General features: G+C 57.8%; 21 protein-coding genes. 16 read left to right on the top strand and 5 right to left on the bottom strand.

What is annotated here, in order from left to right:
• Positions 1–66: 66 nt before the first annotated feature.
• The 4 genes from ACTRWK_RS12945 to ACTRWK_RS12930 all read left to right on the top strand — a co-directional run bounded on the left by ACTRWK_RS12945 (position 67) and on the right by ACTRWK_RS12930 (position 2,982).
• Complete coding sequence (locus ACTRWK_RS12945) at positions 67–1,224, top strand: flagellar basal body P-ring protein FlgI (RefSeq protein WP_039911415.1); 1,158 nt, start codon at positions 67–69, stop codon at positions 1,222–1,224.
• Positions 1,224–1,526: a hypothetical protein gene (locus ACTRWK_RS12940; protein WP_064216621.1), complete on the top strand. Its 303-nt coding sequence runs from the start codon at positions 1,224–1,226 to the stop codon at positions 1,524–1,526. The genes ACTRWK_RS12945 and ACTRWK_RS12940 overlap by 1 nt, the downstream gene beginning before the upstream one ends.
• A complete protein-coding gene (locus tag ACTRWK_RS12935; RefSeq protein ID WP_289082067.1) occupies positions 1,523–2,014 on the top strand; it encodes a flagellar biosynthesis protein FlgI in 492 nt (163 codons plus the stop codon). The genes ACTRWK_RS12940 and ACTRWK_RS12935 overlap by 4 nt, the downstream gene beginning before the upstream one ends.
• A gap of 131 nt (positions 2,015–2,145) precedes the next feature.
• A complete protein-coding gene (locus ACTRWK_RS12930) occupies positions 2,146–2,982 on the top strand; it encodes a flagellin N-terminal helical domain-containing protein (protein WP_168592481.1) in 837 nt (278 codons plus the stop codon).
• A 99-nt stretch (positions 2,983–3,081) separates the two neighbouring features.
• Here ACTRWK_RS12930 and ACTRWK_RS12925 read toward each other — a convergent pair whose 3' ends face one another.
• Positions 3,082–4,473 carry a FliI/YscN family ATPase gene (locus ACTRWK_RS12925; RefSeq protein ID WP_289082068.1) on the bottom strand — a complete coding sequence of 464 codons (1,392 nt, stop codon included), beginning with the start codon at positions 4,471–4,473 and terminating at the stop codon, positions 3,082–3,084.
• Between the two features lie 62 nt (positions 4,474–4,535).
• Here ACTRWK_RS12925 and ACTRWK_RS12920 point away from each other — a divergent pair, with 62 nt between their 5' ends.
• The 8 genes from ACTRWK_RS12920 (at position 4,536) to ACTRWK_RS12885 (ending at position 10,725) form a co-directional block, all read left to right on the top strand.
• Entirely contained in the window at positions 4,536–4,889 is a 354-nt protein-coding gene (locus ACTRWK_RS12920; protein WP_037942041.1) for a flagellar basal body protein, read from the top strand.
• Between the two features lie 14 nt (positions 4,890–4,903).
• Positions 4,904–5,314: a flagellar basal body rod protein FlgC gene (gene flgC / locus ACTRWK_RS12915; protein ID WP_074636865.1), complete on the top strand. Its 411-nt coding sequence runs from the start codon at positions 4,904–4,906 to the stop codon at positions 5,312–5,314.
• A 9-nt stretch (positions 5,315–5,323) separates the two neighbouring features.
• A complete protein-coding gene (locus tag ACTRWK_RS12910; RefSeq protein WP_005849033.1) occupies positions 5,324–5,641 on the top strand; it encodes a flagellar hook-basal body complex protein FliE in 318 nt (105 codons plus the stop codon).
• A gap of 39 nt (positions 5,642–5,680) precedes the next feature.
• The gene (locus tag ACTRWK_RS12905) at positions 5,681–5,950 is read left to right on the top strand and encodes a flagellar biosynthetic protein FliQ (RefSeq protein WP_005849035.1); all 270 of its coding nucleotides are present in this window, start codon (positions 5,681–5,683) and stop codon (positions 5,948–5,950) included.
• A gap of 148 nt (positions 5,951–6,098) precedes the next feature.
• Positions 6,099–6,740: a lytic transglycosylase domain-containing protein gene (locus tag ACTRWK_RS12900; protein ID WP_289082069.1), complete on the top strand. Its 642-nt coding sequence runs from the start codon at positions 6,099–6,101 to the stop codon at positions 6,738–6,740.
• Positions 6,741–6,742: 2 nt separating this feature from the next.
• Positions 6,743–8,833, top strand: a complete 2,091-nt coding sequence (gene flhA / locus ACTRWK_RS12895) for a flagellar biosynthesis protein FlhA (protein ID WP_009824341.1) — start codon at positions 6,743–6,745, stop codon at positions 8,831–8,833.
• 6 nt (positions 8,834–8,839) lie between these two features.
• Positions 8,840–9,595: a flagellar biosynthetic protein FliR gene (locus ACTRWK_RS12890; RefSeq protein WP_005849041.1), complete on the top strand. Its 756-nt coding sequence runs from the start codon at positions 8,840–8,842 to the stop codon at positions 9,593–9,595.
• A 2-nt stretch (positions 9,596–9,597) separates the two neighbouring features.
• The gene (locus ACTRWK_RS12885; RefSeq protein WP_005849043.1) at positions 9,598–10,725 is read left to right on the top strand and encodes an EscU/YscU/HrcU family type III secretion system export apparatus switch protein; all 1,128 of its coding nucleotides are present in this window, start codon (positions 9,598–9,600) and stop codon (positions 10,723–10,725) included.
• Here ACTRWK_RS12885 and ACTRWK_RS12880 read toward each other — a convergent pair.
• From ACTRWK_RS12880 to ACTRWK_RS12865, 4 genes are read right to left on the bottom strand one after another with little or no spacing between them, the layout of a single operon-like run.
• Entirely contained in the window at positions 10,722–11,384 is a 663-nt protein-coding gene (locus ACTRWK_RS12880) for a MotE family protein (RefSeq protein ID WP_005849044.1), read from the bottom strand. The two genes, ACTRWK_RS12885 and ACTRWK_RS12880, sit on opposite strands and share 4 nt — an antisense overlap.
• A 3-nt stretch (positions 11,385–11,387) precedes the next feature.
• Complete coding sequence (locus tag ACTRWK_RS12875; RefSeq protein ID WP_037942048.1) at positions 11,388–11,762, bottom strand: hypothetical protein; 375 nt, start codon at positions 11,760–11,762, stop codon at positions 11,388–11,390.
• Positions 11,743–12,699, bottom strand: coding sequence for a flagellar motor switch protein FliM (locus ACTRWK_RS12870; protein WP_005849047.1), 957 nt, complete (start codon positions 12,697–12,699; stop codon positions 11,743–11,745). Before ACTRWK_RS12870 ends, ACTRWK_RS12875 begins: the two co-directional genes overlap by 20 nt.
• A 9-nt stretch (positions 12,700–12,708) precedes the next feature.
• Positions 12,709–13,347 (bottom strand): flagellar basal body-associated FliL family protein, encoded by a 639-nt coding sequence (locus tag ACTRWK_RS12865; protein WP_064216626.1) that lies wholly within the window; start codon positions 13,345–13,347, stop codon positions 12,709–12,711.
• A gap of 135 nt (positions 13,348–13,482) precedes the next feature.
• Between ACTRWK_RS12865 and fliF the strand changes: the two genes are divergently transcribed.
• The 4 genes from fliF to fliP are packed head-to-tail and all read left to right on the top strand — an operon-like array spanning position 13,483 to position 16,983.
• Positions 13,483–15,177, top strand: a complete 1,695-nt coding sequence (gene fliF, locus ACTRWK_RS12860; protein ID WP_289082070.1) for a flagellar basal-body MS-ring/collar protein FliF — start codon at positions 13,483–13,485, stop codon at positions 15,175–15,177.
• A complete protein-coding gene (locus ACTRWK_RS12855) occupies positions 15,174–15,815 on the top strand; it encodes a FliH/SctL family protein (protein ID WP_132997950.1) in 642 nt (213 codons plus the stop codon). The genes fliF and ACTRWK_RS12855 overlap by 4 nt, the downstream gene beginning before the upstream one ends.
• Positions 15,815–16,159: a flagellar motor switch protein FliN gene (gene fliN / locus ACTRWK_RS12850; protein ID WP_064216629.1), complete on the top strand. Its 345-nt coding sequence runs from the start codon at positions 15,815–15,817 to the stop codon at positions 16,157–16,159. Before ACTRWK_RS12855 ends, fliN begins: the two co-directional genes overlap by 1 nt.
• Positions 16,159–16,983, top strand: a complete 825-nt coding sequence (gene fliP / locus ACTRWK_RS12845) for a flagellar type III secretion system pore protein FliP (protein WP_132997951.1) — start codon at positions 16,159–16,161, stop codon at positions 16,981–16,983. Before fliN ends, fliP begins: the two co-directional genes overlap by 1 nt.
• The last annotated feature ends 66 nt before the right edge of the window (positions 16,984–17,049 follow it).

Genomic DNA, 17,049 nt, shown 5'->3' with positions numbered 1-17,049 from the left:
TGACAAGGATAGTTGAACTGTTCTTGTACCGGAGATTTCGCAATGGCGCACGGCCAGCGACGCCCCATGACCCGCCTGTTGCGCTGCCTGCAGGCGCTTGCCGCCGCAACACTTTTGGTTGTGCCCGCGATGCCGTCCTGGGCCGAGGTCCGGATCAAGGATATTGCGCATTTTGAGGGTGTGCGAGAAAATCATCTGATCGGGTATGGCCTCGTTGTCGGGCTTTTGGGGACGGGGGACAAGCTGAACTCCAGCCCGTTCACCCGTGAATCCATTCGGGGGATGCTTGAACGGCTTGGCGTTGCGAACCTTGATGGCGAGGCGCTGAAAACCAAGAACACCGCCGCTGTAATGGTGACGGCCAAGCTACCCCCGTTTGCGCGGCGTGGCTCTCCCATCGATATCACGGTCTCTTCGCTAGGAGATGCGACGAGTTTGCGGGGCGGCACCTTGTTGATCACCCCGCTGACGGGCGCGGATGGTGAAGTCTATGCCGTGGGGCAGGGCGCAGTTGCGGCCTCGGGCTACCGGGTGGATGGCAATGCCGCGAGCGTTGTGGATGGCGTGCCGACCATCGCGCGGATCGAAAACGGGGCCATCGTCGAACGCGAGATCGAATTCAGCCTCTTTCAGCTCGACAGTATCCGGATTGCGCTGAACAACCCTGATTTCACCACGGCGGATCGCGTGCGCGAAGCCATTGCGAAACACCTTGGGTCCAGTCAGGTCGAGGTGTTGGATTCTGGCACGATCGAGGTCTGGGTCGGTGACAAACGCAACGCGCCCGAGACGATCATGGCGGTGGAAAACCTGCTGGTCACGCCGGACGCCGTGGCGCGGGTCGTGATTGACGAAAAGTCGGGCACCATCGTCATGGGCTCGGACGTGCGGATCGCGCAGGTCGCGATCAGCCAGGGGGGGCTGACCGTGCGCGTGCGCGAGAATTTCGGCGTCAGCCAGCCCGGTCCGATCAGCCTTGGCGGGAATACGGCCGTGATCAGCGAGGAACCTATCTCTATCGGGGGGACGACCGTGATCGTGCCGGAGACCGAGATTGATATCGAAGAAACTGACGGCAGCTTTACCATTCTCAACGGTGACGTGAGCCTGCAAGAGCTTGTCGACGGGCTGAACGCCATCGGCGTCGGCGCACGGCAAACGATTGCGATTTTGCAGGCCATCAAAGCCGCAGGGGCGCTTCACGCCGATCTGGAGATTATCTGATGACCGGCTCAATCCCCCCGTCACTGCCTAGTTTCGATATCGCCAAACCCGACCGCGCGGTGCAGACAGGTAAAGAATTCGAAAAGGTGTTCTTAACCCAGTTCGTCGACGAGATGATGAAAACCGCCGGTGCCTCTGCTTTCGGCGGGGAACAGCAGGCGGATATGTGGCGGTCCTTCATGTCCGAAGCCGTCGCTGGCCAATTGGTAGAGCAGGGCGGCCTGGGCTTTTCCGGTAGCGTGTCGCAAATGCTGGACGCCTACGGGCAAGGCAAAGCCAAATTTGCGGAGCAGGGCGAATGACCCCGCGCACCTTCCGTTTCGGTCAACGCGGCACCGCGCCCGAGGGCGAGGCCCCTGACCAGCTGGTGCTGACCTCGCAGGACGAGGAAAACATCCACGCTTATGTGGCGAAAATCCACGACACCATCGACGTGCTGAACTGCGAGGTCCAGGCGATCAAAGCCGGCAATCTGGATGTCGTCAGTGCGATCTTCGACGAAAAATCCCGCGCGTTGAAGTGGCTGGAGCTACAAACCCCGCTGGTCGAACCCTTTATGGATCACCCGATTATGGTTGAGCTGGAGGTGAAAGCGCACCTCAAGCAGTTAAAGGGTGCGATTGAAGAGGATAGCGCAATTTTGTCGCGCATGGCCGTCGCCGCCCGCACCATTCTGCGCGAGGTCAAAAAGATCAGCAATCGCAATGCGCTAGACGGAAATTATGGCAAGATGGGCCAGCGTGTGAGCGGCGTTGCGGATAAGAATATGCACGTCGATCAGAAATTCTAACGCGCGTTCCGTCGATTTTACCCAATTTGTTAACCCTGCTTTAACCTGAACTGCTATGTAGTTCAGGTTAGCCTTTACGGCTGACCTCAGTCAGAAGACTGGATCAATACGAGAAGCAAGGAGAACATTAAATGTCGTCCATTCTCACCAATAGCTCCGCAATGAACGCTCTGGCCACGTTGAAAGACGTGAACCGTGGGCTGAACCAAACACAGGACCGTGTTTCCACGGGTCTGAAAGTGGCGTCTGGCAAAGACAACGCCGCCTATTTCGCCGTCTCCGAGACGATGAAAGGCGACAGCGGCATGTTCAAAGCCATCAACGAAGGCATGACCGCGACCAAGAACTCCGTCGCGACAGCCCGTCTGGGTGCCGAAACCGTTTCCGACATCGCGCAGCAGATCGTCGAGCGTGTTGCTTTTGCTCAAACCGACGGCGTGGATCGCGCTGACGTCCAGCTGGAAATCGATGCACTGGTCAAGAACATGGGTACCGCAATCGAGCAGGCGACTTTCAACGGCGACAACCTGGTCGACGGGACGAAAGTTGGTGTTGGTAACGAGGTCACCGTGGTTAACGGTGTGAAACGTACCGGCGCGACCTTCGGGACGACGTCTTTCACCTTCGAAGGTGTTGACTTGGGTGCGATCAAGACAGCGATGGAAGCCATCGACGTTGGGACCTCCACCGATCTTGCAGCCGATCTGGCAACCGCCGAAGGTCAGCTGGCGGCTTCGATCACTGCATCGACATCATTGGGCATTACCGAAAACGCTCTCGACGGTCAGATGGAGTTCATCGACAGCCTGACAGACACGCTGGATTCCGGCGTGAGCTCGATGGTTGATGCGGATATGGAAGAAGAAGCGGCGCGTTTGCAGGCCTATCAGGTTCAGCAGCAGCTGGCGACGCAGTCCTTGTCGATTGCAAACCAGGCGCCTCAGAACATCCTGAGCTTGTTCCGTTAATTCGGTTCAGGCGTTATATGAAAAACCCCTCTCCGCCACTGGTGGGGAGGGGCCCTGACGAAGTGGCCACCGGCTTGGACATACGTCCCGCCGGTTTTTTTATTGCGCTGGCGTCGCTTCGGCGCGGGCGCGTTCCTCGAAAAAACTACGCAGCGGGTCATCGATGCCGGATTCAAGGATCATCCGGTAGGTGTCGGCAAAGCCTTCGGCGGCTGAGGTCTTGTCGCCGCGGCTTTGTGACAGGAACGGGCTGGCCGCGCGGAAAAATGTGATGGCTTGGTCCGTTTCCGGGTCGGACCCGGCTTTATACGCCCCCAAACGGATCAGATCTTCCATGTCGGCATAGCGGCCCAAGGCCTTGCGCGCGACTTTGGTGATCTCGTATTCTTCGGGAGAGTGGCAGCCCGGCAGCATCCGTGACAGCGATTTTTGCAGGTCGATCGCGGGGAAACGCCCCTGTTCGGCGATGCGCCGGTCGAGCACCAGATGCCCGTCCACGATCCCGCGCACCGCATCCGCGATGGGTTCGTTCATATCGTCCCCATCTACCAGCACCGTATAAAGACCGGTAATGTCACCTTCTGCCGCCATGCCGGGGCCCGCACGTTCCAACAAATGGGGCAATTCGCTGAACACCGACGGCGGATAGCCCCGCAGGGTTGGCGGCTCGCCGCGGGCGAGGCCGATTTCACGCTGCGCCATCGCAAAACGGGTGACGCTATCCAGCAGCAGCAGCACCTGCTTTCCCGTCGATTTGAAGTATTCGGCAATTGCGGTCGTGGTTAATGCGGCCTGTTTGCGCAGCAGCGGTGCCTCGTCCCCGGTAGAGACGACGACAACGGCGCGGGCCATGCCTTCTTCGCCCAGATCCTCCTGGATGAACTGTTGCACCTCGCGGCCGCGTTCGCCGATCAGCCCGATGACAATCACATCGGCATCCGTATTGCGGGCCAGCATGGCCATCATGGTCGATTTGCCGACACCTGAACCCGCGAAAACACCCATCCTCTGGCCGCGGCAAATCGGTGTGAAAATATCAATACATTTGATCTGTGTTTCCAGCTTCTCGCCCACTTTCTTGCGGTCGAATGCACCGGGTGGGTTGGCGCGAAAGCGGGTTTTGCGGCGCGGGCGGCGCGCGCGGGTGTATTGCGTGAGCGGGCGGCCAAGCGCATCGACCACCGTGCCGATCCAGCTGTCGTCGGGGGATACCATATCGTCATGCTCAATCAATTCGACGGTATTCCCGACGGACACGCCCTCCCATGTGCCGAACGGCAGAACGCAAAGATCACTGCTCTGTGCGCTGACGACTTCGCCATCGATGTGTCCTGCGGGGGTGTGCACCCGGCATTGGCTGCCGATCGCTGCCATCGCCTCTAGCCCGCTGACGGTGAGGGTCATGCCAGTGATGGACCTGACGGTGCCCGAGATCTTTGCGCTGGCGCATGAATAGATGGACTTTTGCAGGTTTGCGAAGGCAGAAGTCAAAATATACTCTTTCGAAAATATTCTATCCTTGCTATATAACAAGGATAAATAATGAGTCTAGTATGAATACAGATCCCACATCCTTGTTCAGTCTTGCACCCAAGCGTTTGCAGTGGCTTGCCACGCGGCAGAATGTCGTGTCGGAGAACATCGCGAATTCTGACGTTGCGGGATACCGCGCGCAGGATGTGCAAAGCTTTGCCAGCTATTTGGAAGACGCAGGTCGGTCGCAACGTTTGCAGGAGGCCGAGGTGGTTGAGGCGCGGGTTCTGGGTGGCACTACGGCAACCGGGAATAACGTGAACCTGGAAGAGCAGTTGGTCGAGGCGAACAGCGCCTCGGGTCAGTTTCAAATGGCCGCGAGCCTGTACCGCAAAGCGCACGAGATGGTTTACGCCGTCGCTGGCCGGAAATAACGGAGAGACGCGCGATGGATTCCCTTTCCAGAATTTCGGCAACAGCAGCCAGCGGGATGCGGGCGCAGGGTGACCGGTTGCGCATCGTCTCTGAAAACCTTGCCAATGCCAGTTCGACCGCGCAAACGGCGGGGGGCGACCCGTACCAGCGCAAGACGATTTCTTTTGAAAGCGCTACGGATCCGTCAACGGGGGCAGCGATTGTGCAATCTGCAGGCGTGCTGCGGGATGATGCCGATTTCACACTGCGGTATGAACCATCGCACCCCGCGGCGGATCAGAACGGCTATATCAAGATGCCGAACGTGAACCCGCTGATCGAAATGAGCAATATGCGTGAAGCCGCGCGCAGCTATGAAGCAAACCTTTCGATGCTGGACAAGGCGCGTGACATGCGCCGTCAGTTGGTCGAGCTGTTGAAGTAAGGTGCCAGAATGACAGATTTTTCCGCCATCCGATCGTCCTATGTTGAAGCCGCCTATGCAAAGACGGTGCAGGGCGAAACGCGGGGTGCAAAACCCGCTGGTCCCGCCCCCAAGGATTTTGCCCAGATGGTCGGCGATGCCGCGTCGCAGGCGGTGGATTCGGTGCGCGAAGGCGACCAGATGGCGATCAAGGGGCTGACAGGGCAAGCCAGCCTGCAAGAGGTTGTTCAGGCCACCATGGCGATGGAGCAGACAGTTCAGGTTTCGGTCGCGCTGCGTGACAAACTGGTGGAAGCGTACCAAGAAGTTATGCGTATGCCGGTTTAACGTCAGGTTAACACGCGCCATGTTTTTCGGAGGTCCGCTGTGGATTCTGTCACTATCTACGAAATCATCCGGCAGACGTTAACCGTGACATTGATCGGATCGGCACCTGTGCTTGTTGTGGCGCTTGGCGTCGGGCTTGCCATCGCGTTTTTCCAGGCTTTGACACAGATTCAGGAAATGACGCTAACGTTCGTGCCCAAGATCGCGGCGATTTTTGTGACGCTCGCCATCAGTATTCCTTTTATTTTTTCGACACTTGTCGGGCTCTCGGACCGGGTGTTTGATCTTGTCTCTAACGGGGGGCTCTAGGGTGCGGCTTACCGCCTTGTTCATGGTTCTCTTGCTGCCAGTGTCTGCCTTGGCGGACAAAGGCGGTTGGACGGGGTTTTACACGTCATCCGCTCCTGCCGTGAAGTTGGGTCGGCAAAACGCCACGTCAAACCCGATGCGCGTCTGCGTGGACGAGATCCTTTCGGCTGAACAGCGCTATAACATTCCCGGTAACCTATTGTTGGCGATCGGGATTCAGGAAGCTGGCCGTCAGGTGAACAACAAGCTGGTGGTATGGCCGTGGACCGCAAACACAAACGGTACCGGCACGTTCTTTGGCAGCAAGCTCGCATTAGAAGCGCATGTGCGCGAGACAGAGGGCCGCGGCATCCGGTCCACGGATGTGGGATGCATGCAGATTAACCAACGATGGCATGGAGACCAGTTCTCCTCGCTAGAAGAGGCGACGACGCCAGCGCATAACGTCGATTATGCCGCACGTTTCCTGACCGCACTGTATCACGAGACAGGTGATTGGTGGCAAGCCGCCGGCCGGTACCATTCGTCTAACCCCAGCTACAAAGCTGTTTATCTGCAGAAGTTGCAGCAGAACCAGCGCATCGCCCAGGCATTCCTGACCCGCTTTGCAAGCGATGTTAGCTCGGGCAATAGCACCCCGCAGCAGGTTGCAGTCACCCGCGAGATGCCCGATTTCAACTGGAGCGCCGATCTGAGCGGTGCAAACTCCGGAAAAGCGGGCGGCGCGCTGTCTATCTATTCTACGCAGGCGTTGGCCCCCATCCTGCCCCATTACGCAGAGGTCAACTGAGCGTGGCGACACCAGACACAAATCCGCAGCCCTTCAGCTTTGCCAAGCTGAGCGGTGCCAATCGCGACATCGGGTTCGCCGTGGGGATGGTTCTCATCCTGGCGATGTTGTTTATTCCTTTGCCGCCCTTCTTTCTGGATCTGGGTTTGGCGATTTCCCTCGCGTTGTCCGTTCTGATTCTCATGGTGGCTCTGTGGATCGGTACACCCTTGGAATTTAACTCCTTTCCGACGCTTTTGCTGGTTGTCACGATGCTGCGTCTGGCACTCAACGTATCCTCCACCAGATTAATTTTGAGTGAAGGTCATAACGGACCGGGCGCTGCGGGGAATGTCATCGAGGGATTTTCGCAGTTCATTCTGGGCGGCGACTTCATCATCGGCATTATTGTTTTCACAATTCTGGTGATCATTAACTTTATCGTCATCACTAAGGGCTCTACTCGAATCGCGGAGGTTGCGGCGCGATTCTCGCTGGATGCGATGCCGGGCAAACAGATGGCGATCGATGCTGACCTCGGCGCCGGTGCCATTACGGAGGAGGAGGCGAAACTACGGCGTAAAACGGTCGAGGAAGAAAGCGCGTTCTTCGGGGCGATGGACGGTGCGTCCAAGTTCGTCCGCGGGGATGCAGTTGCTGGGTTGATCATCACGCTGATCAACGTTTTTGGCGGCATTATGATCGGTATGATCAGCCACGGACTGAGCGTGGGCGACGCGATGAGCCGCTATACAGTGCTAACGATCGGTGACGGTTTGGTCACGCAAATCCCGGCGTTGGTCGTGTCTCTTGCCGCTGGTTTGCTGGTGACCAAGGGCGGAACACTGGGTGCGGCGAACGAAGCCGTCTTGGGGCAGCTCAGCAATTTCCCCAAGGCTTTGTATGTCGCGGCGGGACTGACATTCTGTATCGGTTGGCTGCCCGGCTTTCCGTTGATGATCTTTCTCGCGCTCTCTGCCGGGATGGCGGGCTTTGGCTATATCATGCAGAAGTCCTTTGTAGAGCGGGACAAGGCCGAGAAACTCGCCGCCGCGCGTGACGCGGCACCTGTTGAGAGTGCTGAAGACAAGCTGTCGGATATGCTGCGCGTTGATGATGTCCGGCTGGATCTCGGCTCTGGTCTCGTGCCGATGATTACCTCGGTCAATGCGGCGCTGCCGGGTAAGGTTAAAAGCCTGAGGTCGTTGTTTATAAAAGACTTCGGGTTTGTCTTGCCGTTGGTTCGGATCAAGGACGATGCGGAGCTTCCCGCCTATACCTACGCCATTTCCCTGCAAGGGGTGGAGGCCGCCCGTGGGGAAGTGGACCCGATGATGATGATGGTGATTAACCCGTCGGGCCAAGAAATTAACCTTCCCGGCAAACGCACGCGCGAACCGACCTTCGGGTTGGAAGCGATTTGGGTTGACGAAACGCGCGCATCCGAAGCAGAGCTCATGGGGATGACTGTCGTTGATCCGGAAAGCGTGATTACCACGCATCTGACCGAGGTGATCAAGGAGCATATGCCCGAGATCCTGACCTATGCCGCGACGCAGGAATTGATCGAGGGGCAGGGCAAGGAATATCAGAAACTGCTTTCAAGCGGCTCTGACAGCAGTTCTGCTGTTATGTTGCAGCACGTCTTGCAGGCGCTGCTTGCAGAGCGGGTGTCGATCCGAAATCTGTCGATGATCATCGAAGCGGTCGCGGAGGCAAGCGCCACGTCCAAGAATATCCGCACAGTGATCGAGCACGCCCGTAGCAAACTGGCTAAACAAATTTGCCAATCCTTGAAGGATTCTCAAGGATATGTGCCCGTCATAAATCTGGGTGGAGATTGGGAGCGCGAGCTTGCGAGTTCGATCTCTAAAGCGAACGGGGAAGAGACCTTCTTGATGTCGCCGTCGCGGGTGCAGGAGTTTGTTCTTGCAGTACGCAAGGAAATCCAGAAGTTTTCGAGCGCAGATGAATGGCCGGCCATTTTGGTCAGCCCGCAAGCGCGGCCCTACGTCCGGTCGATCCTCGAACGGGTGAGCCCCATGACCCAAGTGATTTCGCACAACGAAGTCCACCGCAAAGCGTCGCTACGTACTGTTGGCACCGTCGGTTAACCGATCGTGGCAATCGAACCCTTCATCTCGACGCTATTTTTCTCTTTTTTTGTGGTGTTTGCCCGCATTGGCACGGCGCTGATGTTTATGCCCGGGTTTGGGGAGGTGCAGATTCCGGTGCGCCCGCGGCTGTCCTTGGCGGTGCTGATCAGTCTTTCCCTGCTTCCGCTGACGCCCATTGCAAGCGCGCTGCCTGATAGCGCGGTGACCGCGGTGTTCCTGTTGGGCGCCGAGGTGCTGATCGGGCTTTGGATTGGTCTTTGTGCGCGTATCCTATTGTCAGCATTGCAGTTTGCGGGGTTCCAGGTCGGGCAGGTGTCTGGTTTGGCAAACGCTTTTGGCCCGTCGTTCGGGTCGTTTGAAGGCGCGACGATGGTGGCGACCTTGCTGCTGATGAGCGCGGTGACCATGATCTTTGTCACAGACACCCATCATCTGATCATCCGCGCATTGCTTGCCAGCTATCAGGTGTTCCCGCCCGGACAGTTCGTGCTCGCCGATCTTGCTGATCAAATACTCCGTGTCGCGAGTGCGAGCCTTTACATCGGGACGGCAATTGCGGCCCCCTTCTTTGTGATGGGGGTGATTTTGAACCTTGGCATGGGGCTGGCAAACCGGATGATGCCACAACTGCCCGTGTTTTTCGTGGCGGCATCGCTGTTGATCGGGGCAGGGCTGCTGATCCTTGCTATCGCCCTGCCGGCCATGCTTGATTACTTTCTAGTGCGATTCCAGGAGTGGATCATGGGCTTTAGGATCTAATCATGGCCGAGAATAGCGACAGCACGGAAAAGACCCTAGAGCCGACCGAAAAGAAGCTTAAGGACGCGCGCAAGAAAGGGGATGTCCCGTCGTCAAAGGAGACGGGAAACATGGTCGTTGTCGTGGCGATGTTAGGGATCGCCGCCTTGGTCTTGCCCTATCAGGCCCCGCAAATCGTCGTCGCGCTGTCGGTTCTGCTGGACCATTCCCCAAATCTGATGGTCGCCACGGGGGAGCCGGGGGTGATCCGGCTGGGGCAGATCATGAGCGAATTTTTTTATATGATCGTGTGGGCAGTCCTTCCTATCTTTGGCGTTTTGTTTTTGGGCGGCGCGATTGGCGCTGTGATTCAGGGTGAAACCGTCGTTGCGGCAGAGCGTATCAAACCAAAGCTTTCCAAATTGTCACCGCTGGAGGGGTTGAAGCGTCTTTTTTCGGCCAATGCGCTGGTCGAATTCGCGAAAAGTATCGTAAAAGTCTTGGCAATCGGTGGGCTTGCCGTGTGGTTCACGAATGAAGCGGTGCGGCGCATCTGGACCTCGTCGGGCTTTATCCCCGAGCATCTGCCCGGCTATCTGACCGCCGCTGCTGTTAAGCTGTTGATTGCGGCTGCAATTCTGCTTGTGCCAATCGCGATTGCCGACATTCTGTGGCGTCGTTTTGATTGGCGGCGCAAGCAAAGGATGAGCCAGAAAGACATCAAGGACGAACATAAGGAATCCGAAGGCTCCCCCGAAATCCGGCAGAAACGGGCGCGTCGCCGGCGTGAGCTGTCACAACAGCGTACAATCACTGCTGTGCCTTTGGCGGATGTCATTCTGACCAACCCGACCCACTATTCGATCGCGCTGAAATACGACCCGGCGCAGGATATGGCCCCGGTCTGTATCGCCAAAGGCGCAGATCATCTGGCGCGGCGCATCCGCGAAGTGGCTGCGGAGCACGATATTCCGATGATCGAGAATAAACCGTTAACGCGAATGCTGTATGACGAGATCGACGTCGATCAGGTCATTCCCGTCGCCCATTGGGAAATTGTCGCCGAGATCATCAGCTTCGTCTTTGACCTGCGCAACAATAAAAAGCGGGCGGCACCGCAGGGGTCTACCCTGCGGACCGATCCATATTAACGAAGCTTGATACCTGTAAGGTCTTGGTCCGCCGGAAGCTGCGAACGTTCCAGAATGATTTTGGAGACGGCGCGCGCCCGTACAGGCGGGATCTTTGCAAGGATAGGCGCAGCTGTTCTTGGCTTCATGGTGCCAAGGATCATAATCGTCGTCTCGATGTCCAGATCATCCATGATACGCGCCGCATCGGTCGGCTTCATATTCGTGTAAAGCTGGATCAGACGATCAAGGTCTTCGGTTTGCGCGGCATCAACGCGACCCAGCAGATCCTCGATAGAGGTCTTGAGCTCGGTCAGAGATGCTTTTTCGATGTTAAGCCGCTCGCGGGCCAGCGCAAATTCAGCACGTTGGTTTTCCAGCTCTTCCTGCTGCAACCGCACCAATTCGCGCTCTTTCGTGAGCGAGATCAAAACGTCTTCGGGCGCTTCGCAGCCGTTTGAAAGTTCGGGCAGGTTGCCCACCAGCGGCGGTGCATCCTGAACTGGTTGCAGGCCCGTTTCCTCTTTGGTTTCAGCGGCAAGAACGACCATCGGCTGCTGCGGCAGCGCGCTATCCTTGAACAAGGGCAATTCAGGAAAGGATAGCGCGGCTTTGGCGCAGAGCGTCAGGGCCAGCCCCCCAAGGATAATTTTCCCGTTCAACATACCTGGTCCAAACATCTATCAGCCCTTTGCCGCAGAAGAATTTTCGAAAAACGCGCGCACCATCTCTTTTTTATCCCGTACCACACGCACGCCGTTGCGTTCTGCCGACGCTTGCTTGGTCGCGCGGCGGCTGGCGAAAGAGGCGGCTGTTTCTTCGGGCGGGGGAGGCGCTTCGACGGGGGCCGGCGCACGTTGCGCGGTTTCGATGCTTTCGCGCATGTGGTGCACAGATTGTTCGGATTTATCGACCGCAGAGGAAAATTGTTCGACCAGCGGTTCAAGCTGTTTCAACGTCGCCGTCAACTTGCGCAATTTCATCGAAACCACGTAGCCATAGCCGATGCTGCCGATCAGCAATACGACGATCAGGCTGTCAATTATCGTTGCCATCATCTTCGTGGTCCTCCAGAATTTCCAGCTTTTCGGTAATTTGCACAGCCACATAGCCGTTGTTGCGTTTGCCCAACGACACGTTGAACATCGGGGTGTCGGCACAGGTCACAGTGGCATCGCGGCCTTCCTCGATGCCGAAATCAATGGTGTCGCCGGGCCGCCATGACATGATTTTTTGGAGCGGAAAGACGTTTTCGGACAGGACGACATCCAGATCGACGTTCGCCCGTTCGATCTGCGCCCCGATCAACCCGCGCCACTGGTCTTGCGACACCATACGGTCGCCGAAATAGACTTTGCCCAAGTCGGGCAAGATCTGTTCAAGTGCGTCATAGGGGATAACAAGATCAAGGTTTCCGGTATTTCCTGCAAGGGTCAACGAGAGCCGTAACCGCGCGCAAAGGCTCGTGTTTTTGGCAATCGCGGCACCTTCGGCCTCGGTTTCGATGCGATCGAGTTCGAGGTTCGCAGCCCCCACAACCGACAACGACCGCTCAAGCTCGGCAAAGACGGCAGAGGCGAGCCGTTCGCCAAAGCCAAGCTCGATCGCGGTAAAGGGATCGGTGTTGTCGAGATCGACGTTCTTGGCGTTCCCGCCCAGCATCAGTTCAACCGCGGTCATAAGCACCGCTTGATCCATCACCACAAGGATTTCACCAACAAAGGGGTGACCTGTGCCAACGGCCAGAAACGTGGGCTTGGGCAGCCCTTCGATCACTTTGCCCATGGGGATATAGTCAAGCGAGGCGAGTGAGGCTTCACACATGGCGCGCATCAGGTCGGGCAGGGCAACCGACAGGTTTTCGACCATGCGATCGCCAATGATGTCGAGCATGGGCAGGCGATCAAAGGTGAAATCCGACATGCGGATGATCTCGTCGATCAGGGTGCTGCCTGCTTCGTCGGGTCGCCGTGCTGTTGTGTCGCTCTCGCTCATCGCCGCCTCCTACTGCACGATCAGGTCTTTGATCAGGATTTCCTGTGGCAGATCGCTGCCCACGGCGGCGCGCGCCCGTTTCAGCAGTTCGGCCTTGATATAAAGAATGCCCGCCATGCCGCGCACGTCGTTTTCGGTCAGCCCCCGCAGGTAGCCGTTGAAAAGATCGCGCATGAAGGGCTGGCGTTCGACCATCAGCTTGTCCGCGCCCTCATCGGGCCGGTAGGCGACCATCAGGTTCACCTTAAGAAACGCCGATGTCGGCGTGCCGTTCTGATCGAAGCCTTGGATGTTGGTCAACATCTCGCCTAGATCAATCAGCCCTGTGCTTGCGGCCTTGGTGTCATCGGCGTGGTCTTCGGCATCACCCTCGTCCTTGGCGTGGTCGTCTTTACCATGATCTTCCGCGTCGGCGTGATCATCCTTGGTGTCCGTCTGATCGGCTTCTTCGCTTTTATACTCGGGCTCGAAGGCTTCGGCGTCTTTGACGTAGGCCGCACGGGCAAGGAAAAAGCCGCCGCCCAAGGATACCACGCACATGAGCGCGGCCGCGATCAGCATTTTACGCGACCCGCGTGGCCGGTCCGCTGCGTCAGCAGAGGCGGCCTGCTTTGCCGCAGCTGGCTTTTTTTTCGCTTTGTCGGCCATGTGGAAACCTTAACTTGGTGTTAATGCCACATTCCCCTTTTAAGGGCAAAAACACAAGGTTAAAAATTGTTTAATACTTGCCTTGAGGCATGAATTGATCAATATATTCACAACAAATCGATGCTGAGGGGCCCCATGCAAGGATTAATCGACAATCTCACGTCGCTCGGTAAAAACAAGCTCATGATGCTTGGTGGGGCGGGCATTGGTGTTGTGCTGTTGATGATTCTCGGCATTGGTGCTGTGACCCGTCCGGACTACGCGCCGCTCTATTCGAATCTGTCGATCACCTCCGCCAATTCGATCGAGGCGACTCTGGCAAACGCGGGCTTCAACGCGATGGTCTCTGAAGACGGTACCAGCATCTCGGTTCCCCGCGGGGACGCGGTGCGGGCGCGTATGGTTTTGGCGGAGACCGGCATGCCCATCGATGGGGATCCGGGATGGGAGCTGTTCGACGAAAGCAGCGGGCTGGCGATGAACTCCTTCCTGCAGAAGATCAATAAGATGCGCGCGATGGAGGGGGAGCTCGCCCGCTCCATCCAGACGCTTGACGGGATCTCGTCTGCGCGGGTTCATCTGGTGTTGCCCGACCGCGAGCCTTTCTCCCGCGATGCGCCAGCGCCGCGTGCCTCTATCATCCTGCGCCCCGAATCCGGCCGTGCGGTGACCCGTAAACAGGCTGTGGCGGTCAGCAATCTGGTCGCCTCTGCCGTTGCTGACCTGGATATTTCGCGCGTCACCGTTCTGTCGGCCAGTGGCGAGACGATCCTGGCGGAAGGGCCGGACGGCAGCAGCCAAGGTGGTGTCCAATCCGCCAAAGCAGGCATTGAAGACCGCCTGTCGCAAGAGATCCAGAACATCCTGACAGCGCGGGTCGGCGCGGGGAACGCGCGCGTCCATGTGAACGTCGAATTGACCACGCAGCGCGAAGTCATTGTCGAGCAGACATACGACCCCGACCAGCAGGTCGTGCGGTCGACCGAGACGAAGTCCGAAGACCAGACCGGCACGAAAGAGGCTGGCAACGTCGGTGTGGAAAACAACATCCCTGCCGCTTTGGCCGATGGCAATGGGGCAGGGACATCGACCCGCCGGTCCGAGGCTGATGAGATCGTGCAATATGAGATCGGCAACACCCGCCGCGAGATCGTGCGCGAAGCCGGCGACGTGCGGCGCATGTCGGTCGCGGTTCTGGTGAATGGGATCTACAACGTTGACGGGTCAGATGTGATCTACGCTGAACGCACGCCGGAAGAGCTCGCGCGGCTAGGCGAACTGGTCAAAACTGCCGTCGGATTCGACACTACACGTGGGGATAGTGTCTCTGTCGATAGTATGCGGTTCATGGATTATTCGATGGATCTTGGCGATCCGATCGACAAATCTATCGGGGATGAGCTGACCGAGAATGTTGTGTCTATTGTGCGCGGTGTTCTGGCCCTGCTGGTTGTCGGCCTGATCCTCGTCTTTGGCGTGCGGCCCATGCTGCGCAAGTTCAGCGAAGGCGATCAGCTCAACAGTTACGAAGATCCCGCCCTGACCGCAGAAAAGGCCGCCGAACCCGCCGCACTGACAGCGGAAGGCCAGCGCCCCAAGCTGCCCGGCACCACGCCAGCCGTCGCGGATATTGCCGAGGATGACGACCCGCTGACTGTCACGGATGAGGATATCGAAGCTGCTGAAGTGGCTGAATACGTCCGCAAGGAAGGCATCCGCGGGAATCTGCACAAGAAAAAGATCGAGACGATCCAACAGCTTGCAGATGAGAAACCCCAAGAGGTTCTGCGCGTGATCCGGTCGTGGCTTCCTGCCGAGGCAGGCGCATGATCGATCTTTTCGCCCGAAATTTTGACAGCGACAATGCGCCCGCGGCGCCCGTCACTACAATCGACGAGGAAGAGCTGAACCTGCGTCTTGCCGAAGCGCGCAAGCAGGGCTTTGATGCCGGGCGCGCCGTCGGGCAGCAAGATGCAAAGGCGGAGTTTGACGCGCAAGAGGATGCACGACTAGAGGCGGAGAGCGCTGAAATCCGTGCGCAGCTTGACGCGCTGATCGCGCAAGATACGAGACAGTGCCGCGCAACAGAGACGGATATCGTGGAACTCTTCCTCGGCATCGGCGACCGGCTTGTACCAGAGTTGCTGCAAAACTACGGCGTCGATCTGGCCATTGGTCGCATCCGTGAAAGCGTCGCCCTAAGTCGCAGTACACCGGTTCTGTCCATTACCGCCTGCCCCGAAGTCGCCGCGCGGCTGAAAGCCGAGCCGCCGGTTTGGCTACCTGCATCAACAGACGCCGCGTCGATCAAGATTGTCGCGGATAGCGATCTTCCCCGCGGTGCGGCGCGGGTCGTCTGGCAGGGCGGGAAGCTGGAATACGATCTCGAAGAGGCAACCACGGCCGTGCGCAGCGCCTTGCAAACCGCCGCCGTTGAACTGACCGCAACCACAAGGATTGCTGAATAATGCTACATAATGACCAGGATAAAACCCAAGCAGACCTGACTGACAGCAACGCGCAGGATGCAGAAACCAAAGCGCCGGCGGGTCTGGACGGCAAAAGCCTTGATGCGATCTTTGGGGTCAAACTGGACGTCCGTGTCGTTCTGGGGCGCAGCCGTATGCCGATCTCGGAGCTGCTGAACCTGACCAAAGGGTCGGTGATCGAGCTTGACCGCCGCGTGGGTGAACCCGTCGACATCATGATTAACGATCGCATGGTCGCGCGCGGTGATCTGGTGCGCGTGCAGGGGGATTCCCTTGGAGTTGCGCTGCGTGAGATCGTCAAAGACTTCGTCTCAGAAATCTGATGTCCCCCCGTTTGCTGCCCCTGTTTGCACCGCGCGTGATGTGCGGTCTGGTCTTGGTTTTGGCCGGTGTCGTCGCGTCCGCATCGACTGGATGGGCGCAAGAGGCAGACCTTGGCAGCATGGTGCGGGACCTCTCTTCGGCTTTCGGTGACGTAACGCCGGGCACGGACGAGGGGGCCAGCCTGTCAGGCCGTCTGATCCAGCTCTTCGCGATCATCACGGTCCTGAGCGTGGCACCGGGGCTTTTGGTGATGGTCACGAGCTTCACCAGATTCGTCATTGTTTTCTCGATGTTACGGCTTGCGCTTGGGCTGAACCAAACGCCACCGAACATCGTGTTGAACGCTATGGCTCTGTTCATGACCTTCTTTGTGATGCAGCCGGTGTTCGAGGATGCGTGGGAGGGCGGGCTAGTGCCCTTGATGGAAAACGCCATCATCGAAGAGCAGGCCGTGCGCAATATATCCGAGCCGTTTTACAACTTCATGTTGGTTAATACGCGCGACAAGGATCTCCAGCTTTTCACCGATATTGCGGATGAAGCCTCGCCGCCCTCGGATGGGCCTGCTGCGCTGCCAAGCTGGCGGGTGCTGGTGCCCTCCTTCATGATTTCGGAGCTGCGTCGCGCGTTTACCATCGGCTTCCTGATTTACCTTCCATTCATCGCGATCGACCTGATCGTGGCATCGGTTTTGATGAGCGCAGGCATGATGATGCTGCCGCCCGTGTTGGTTTCGCTGCCCTTCAAGGTCATCTTTTTCGTACTGATCGATGGGTGGTACATGCTGGCTGGATCGCTGATTCAATCCTACGTTTCCGGATAAACCGCCGCGGTCATAAATAGCCATGTCAAACAAGAATAGTTTCGGCTATCCTTGTGCGATAATATC

The sequence above is a fragment of the Sulfitobacter sp. G5_S2_6_S6 genome (assembly GCF_054968505.1).
Note: the sequence above shows the minus strand (reverse complement) of the source record. Positions and strands in the feature narration are given on the sequence as shown.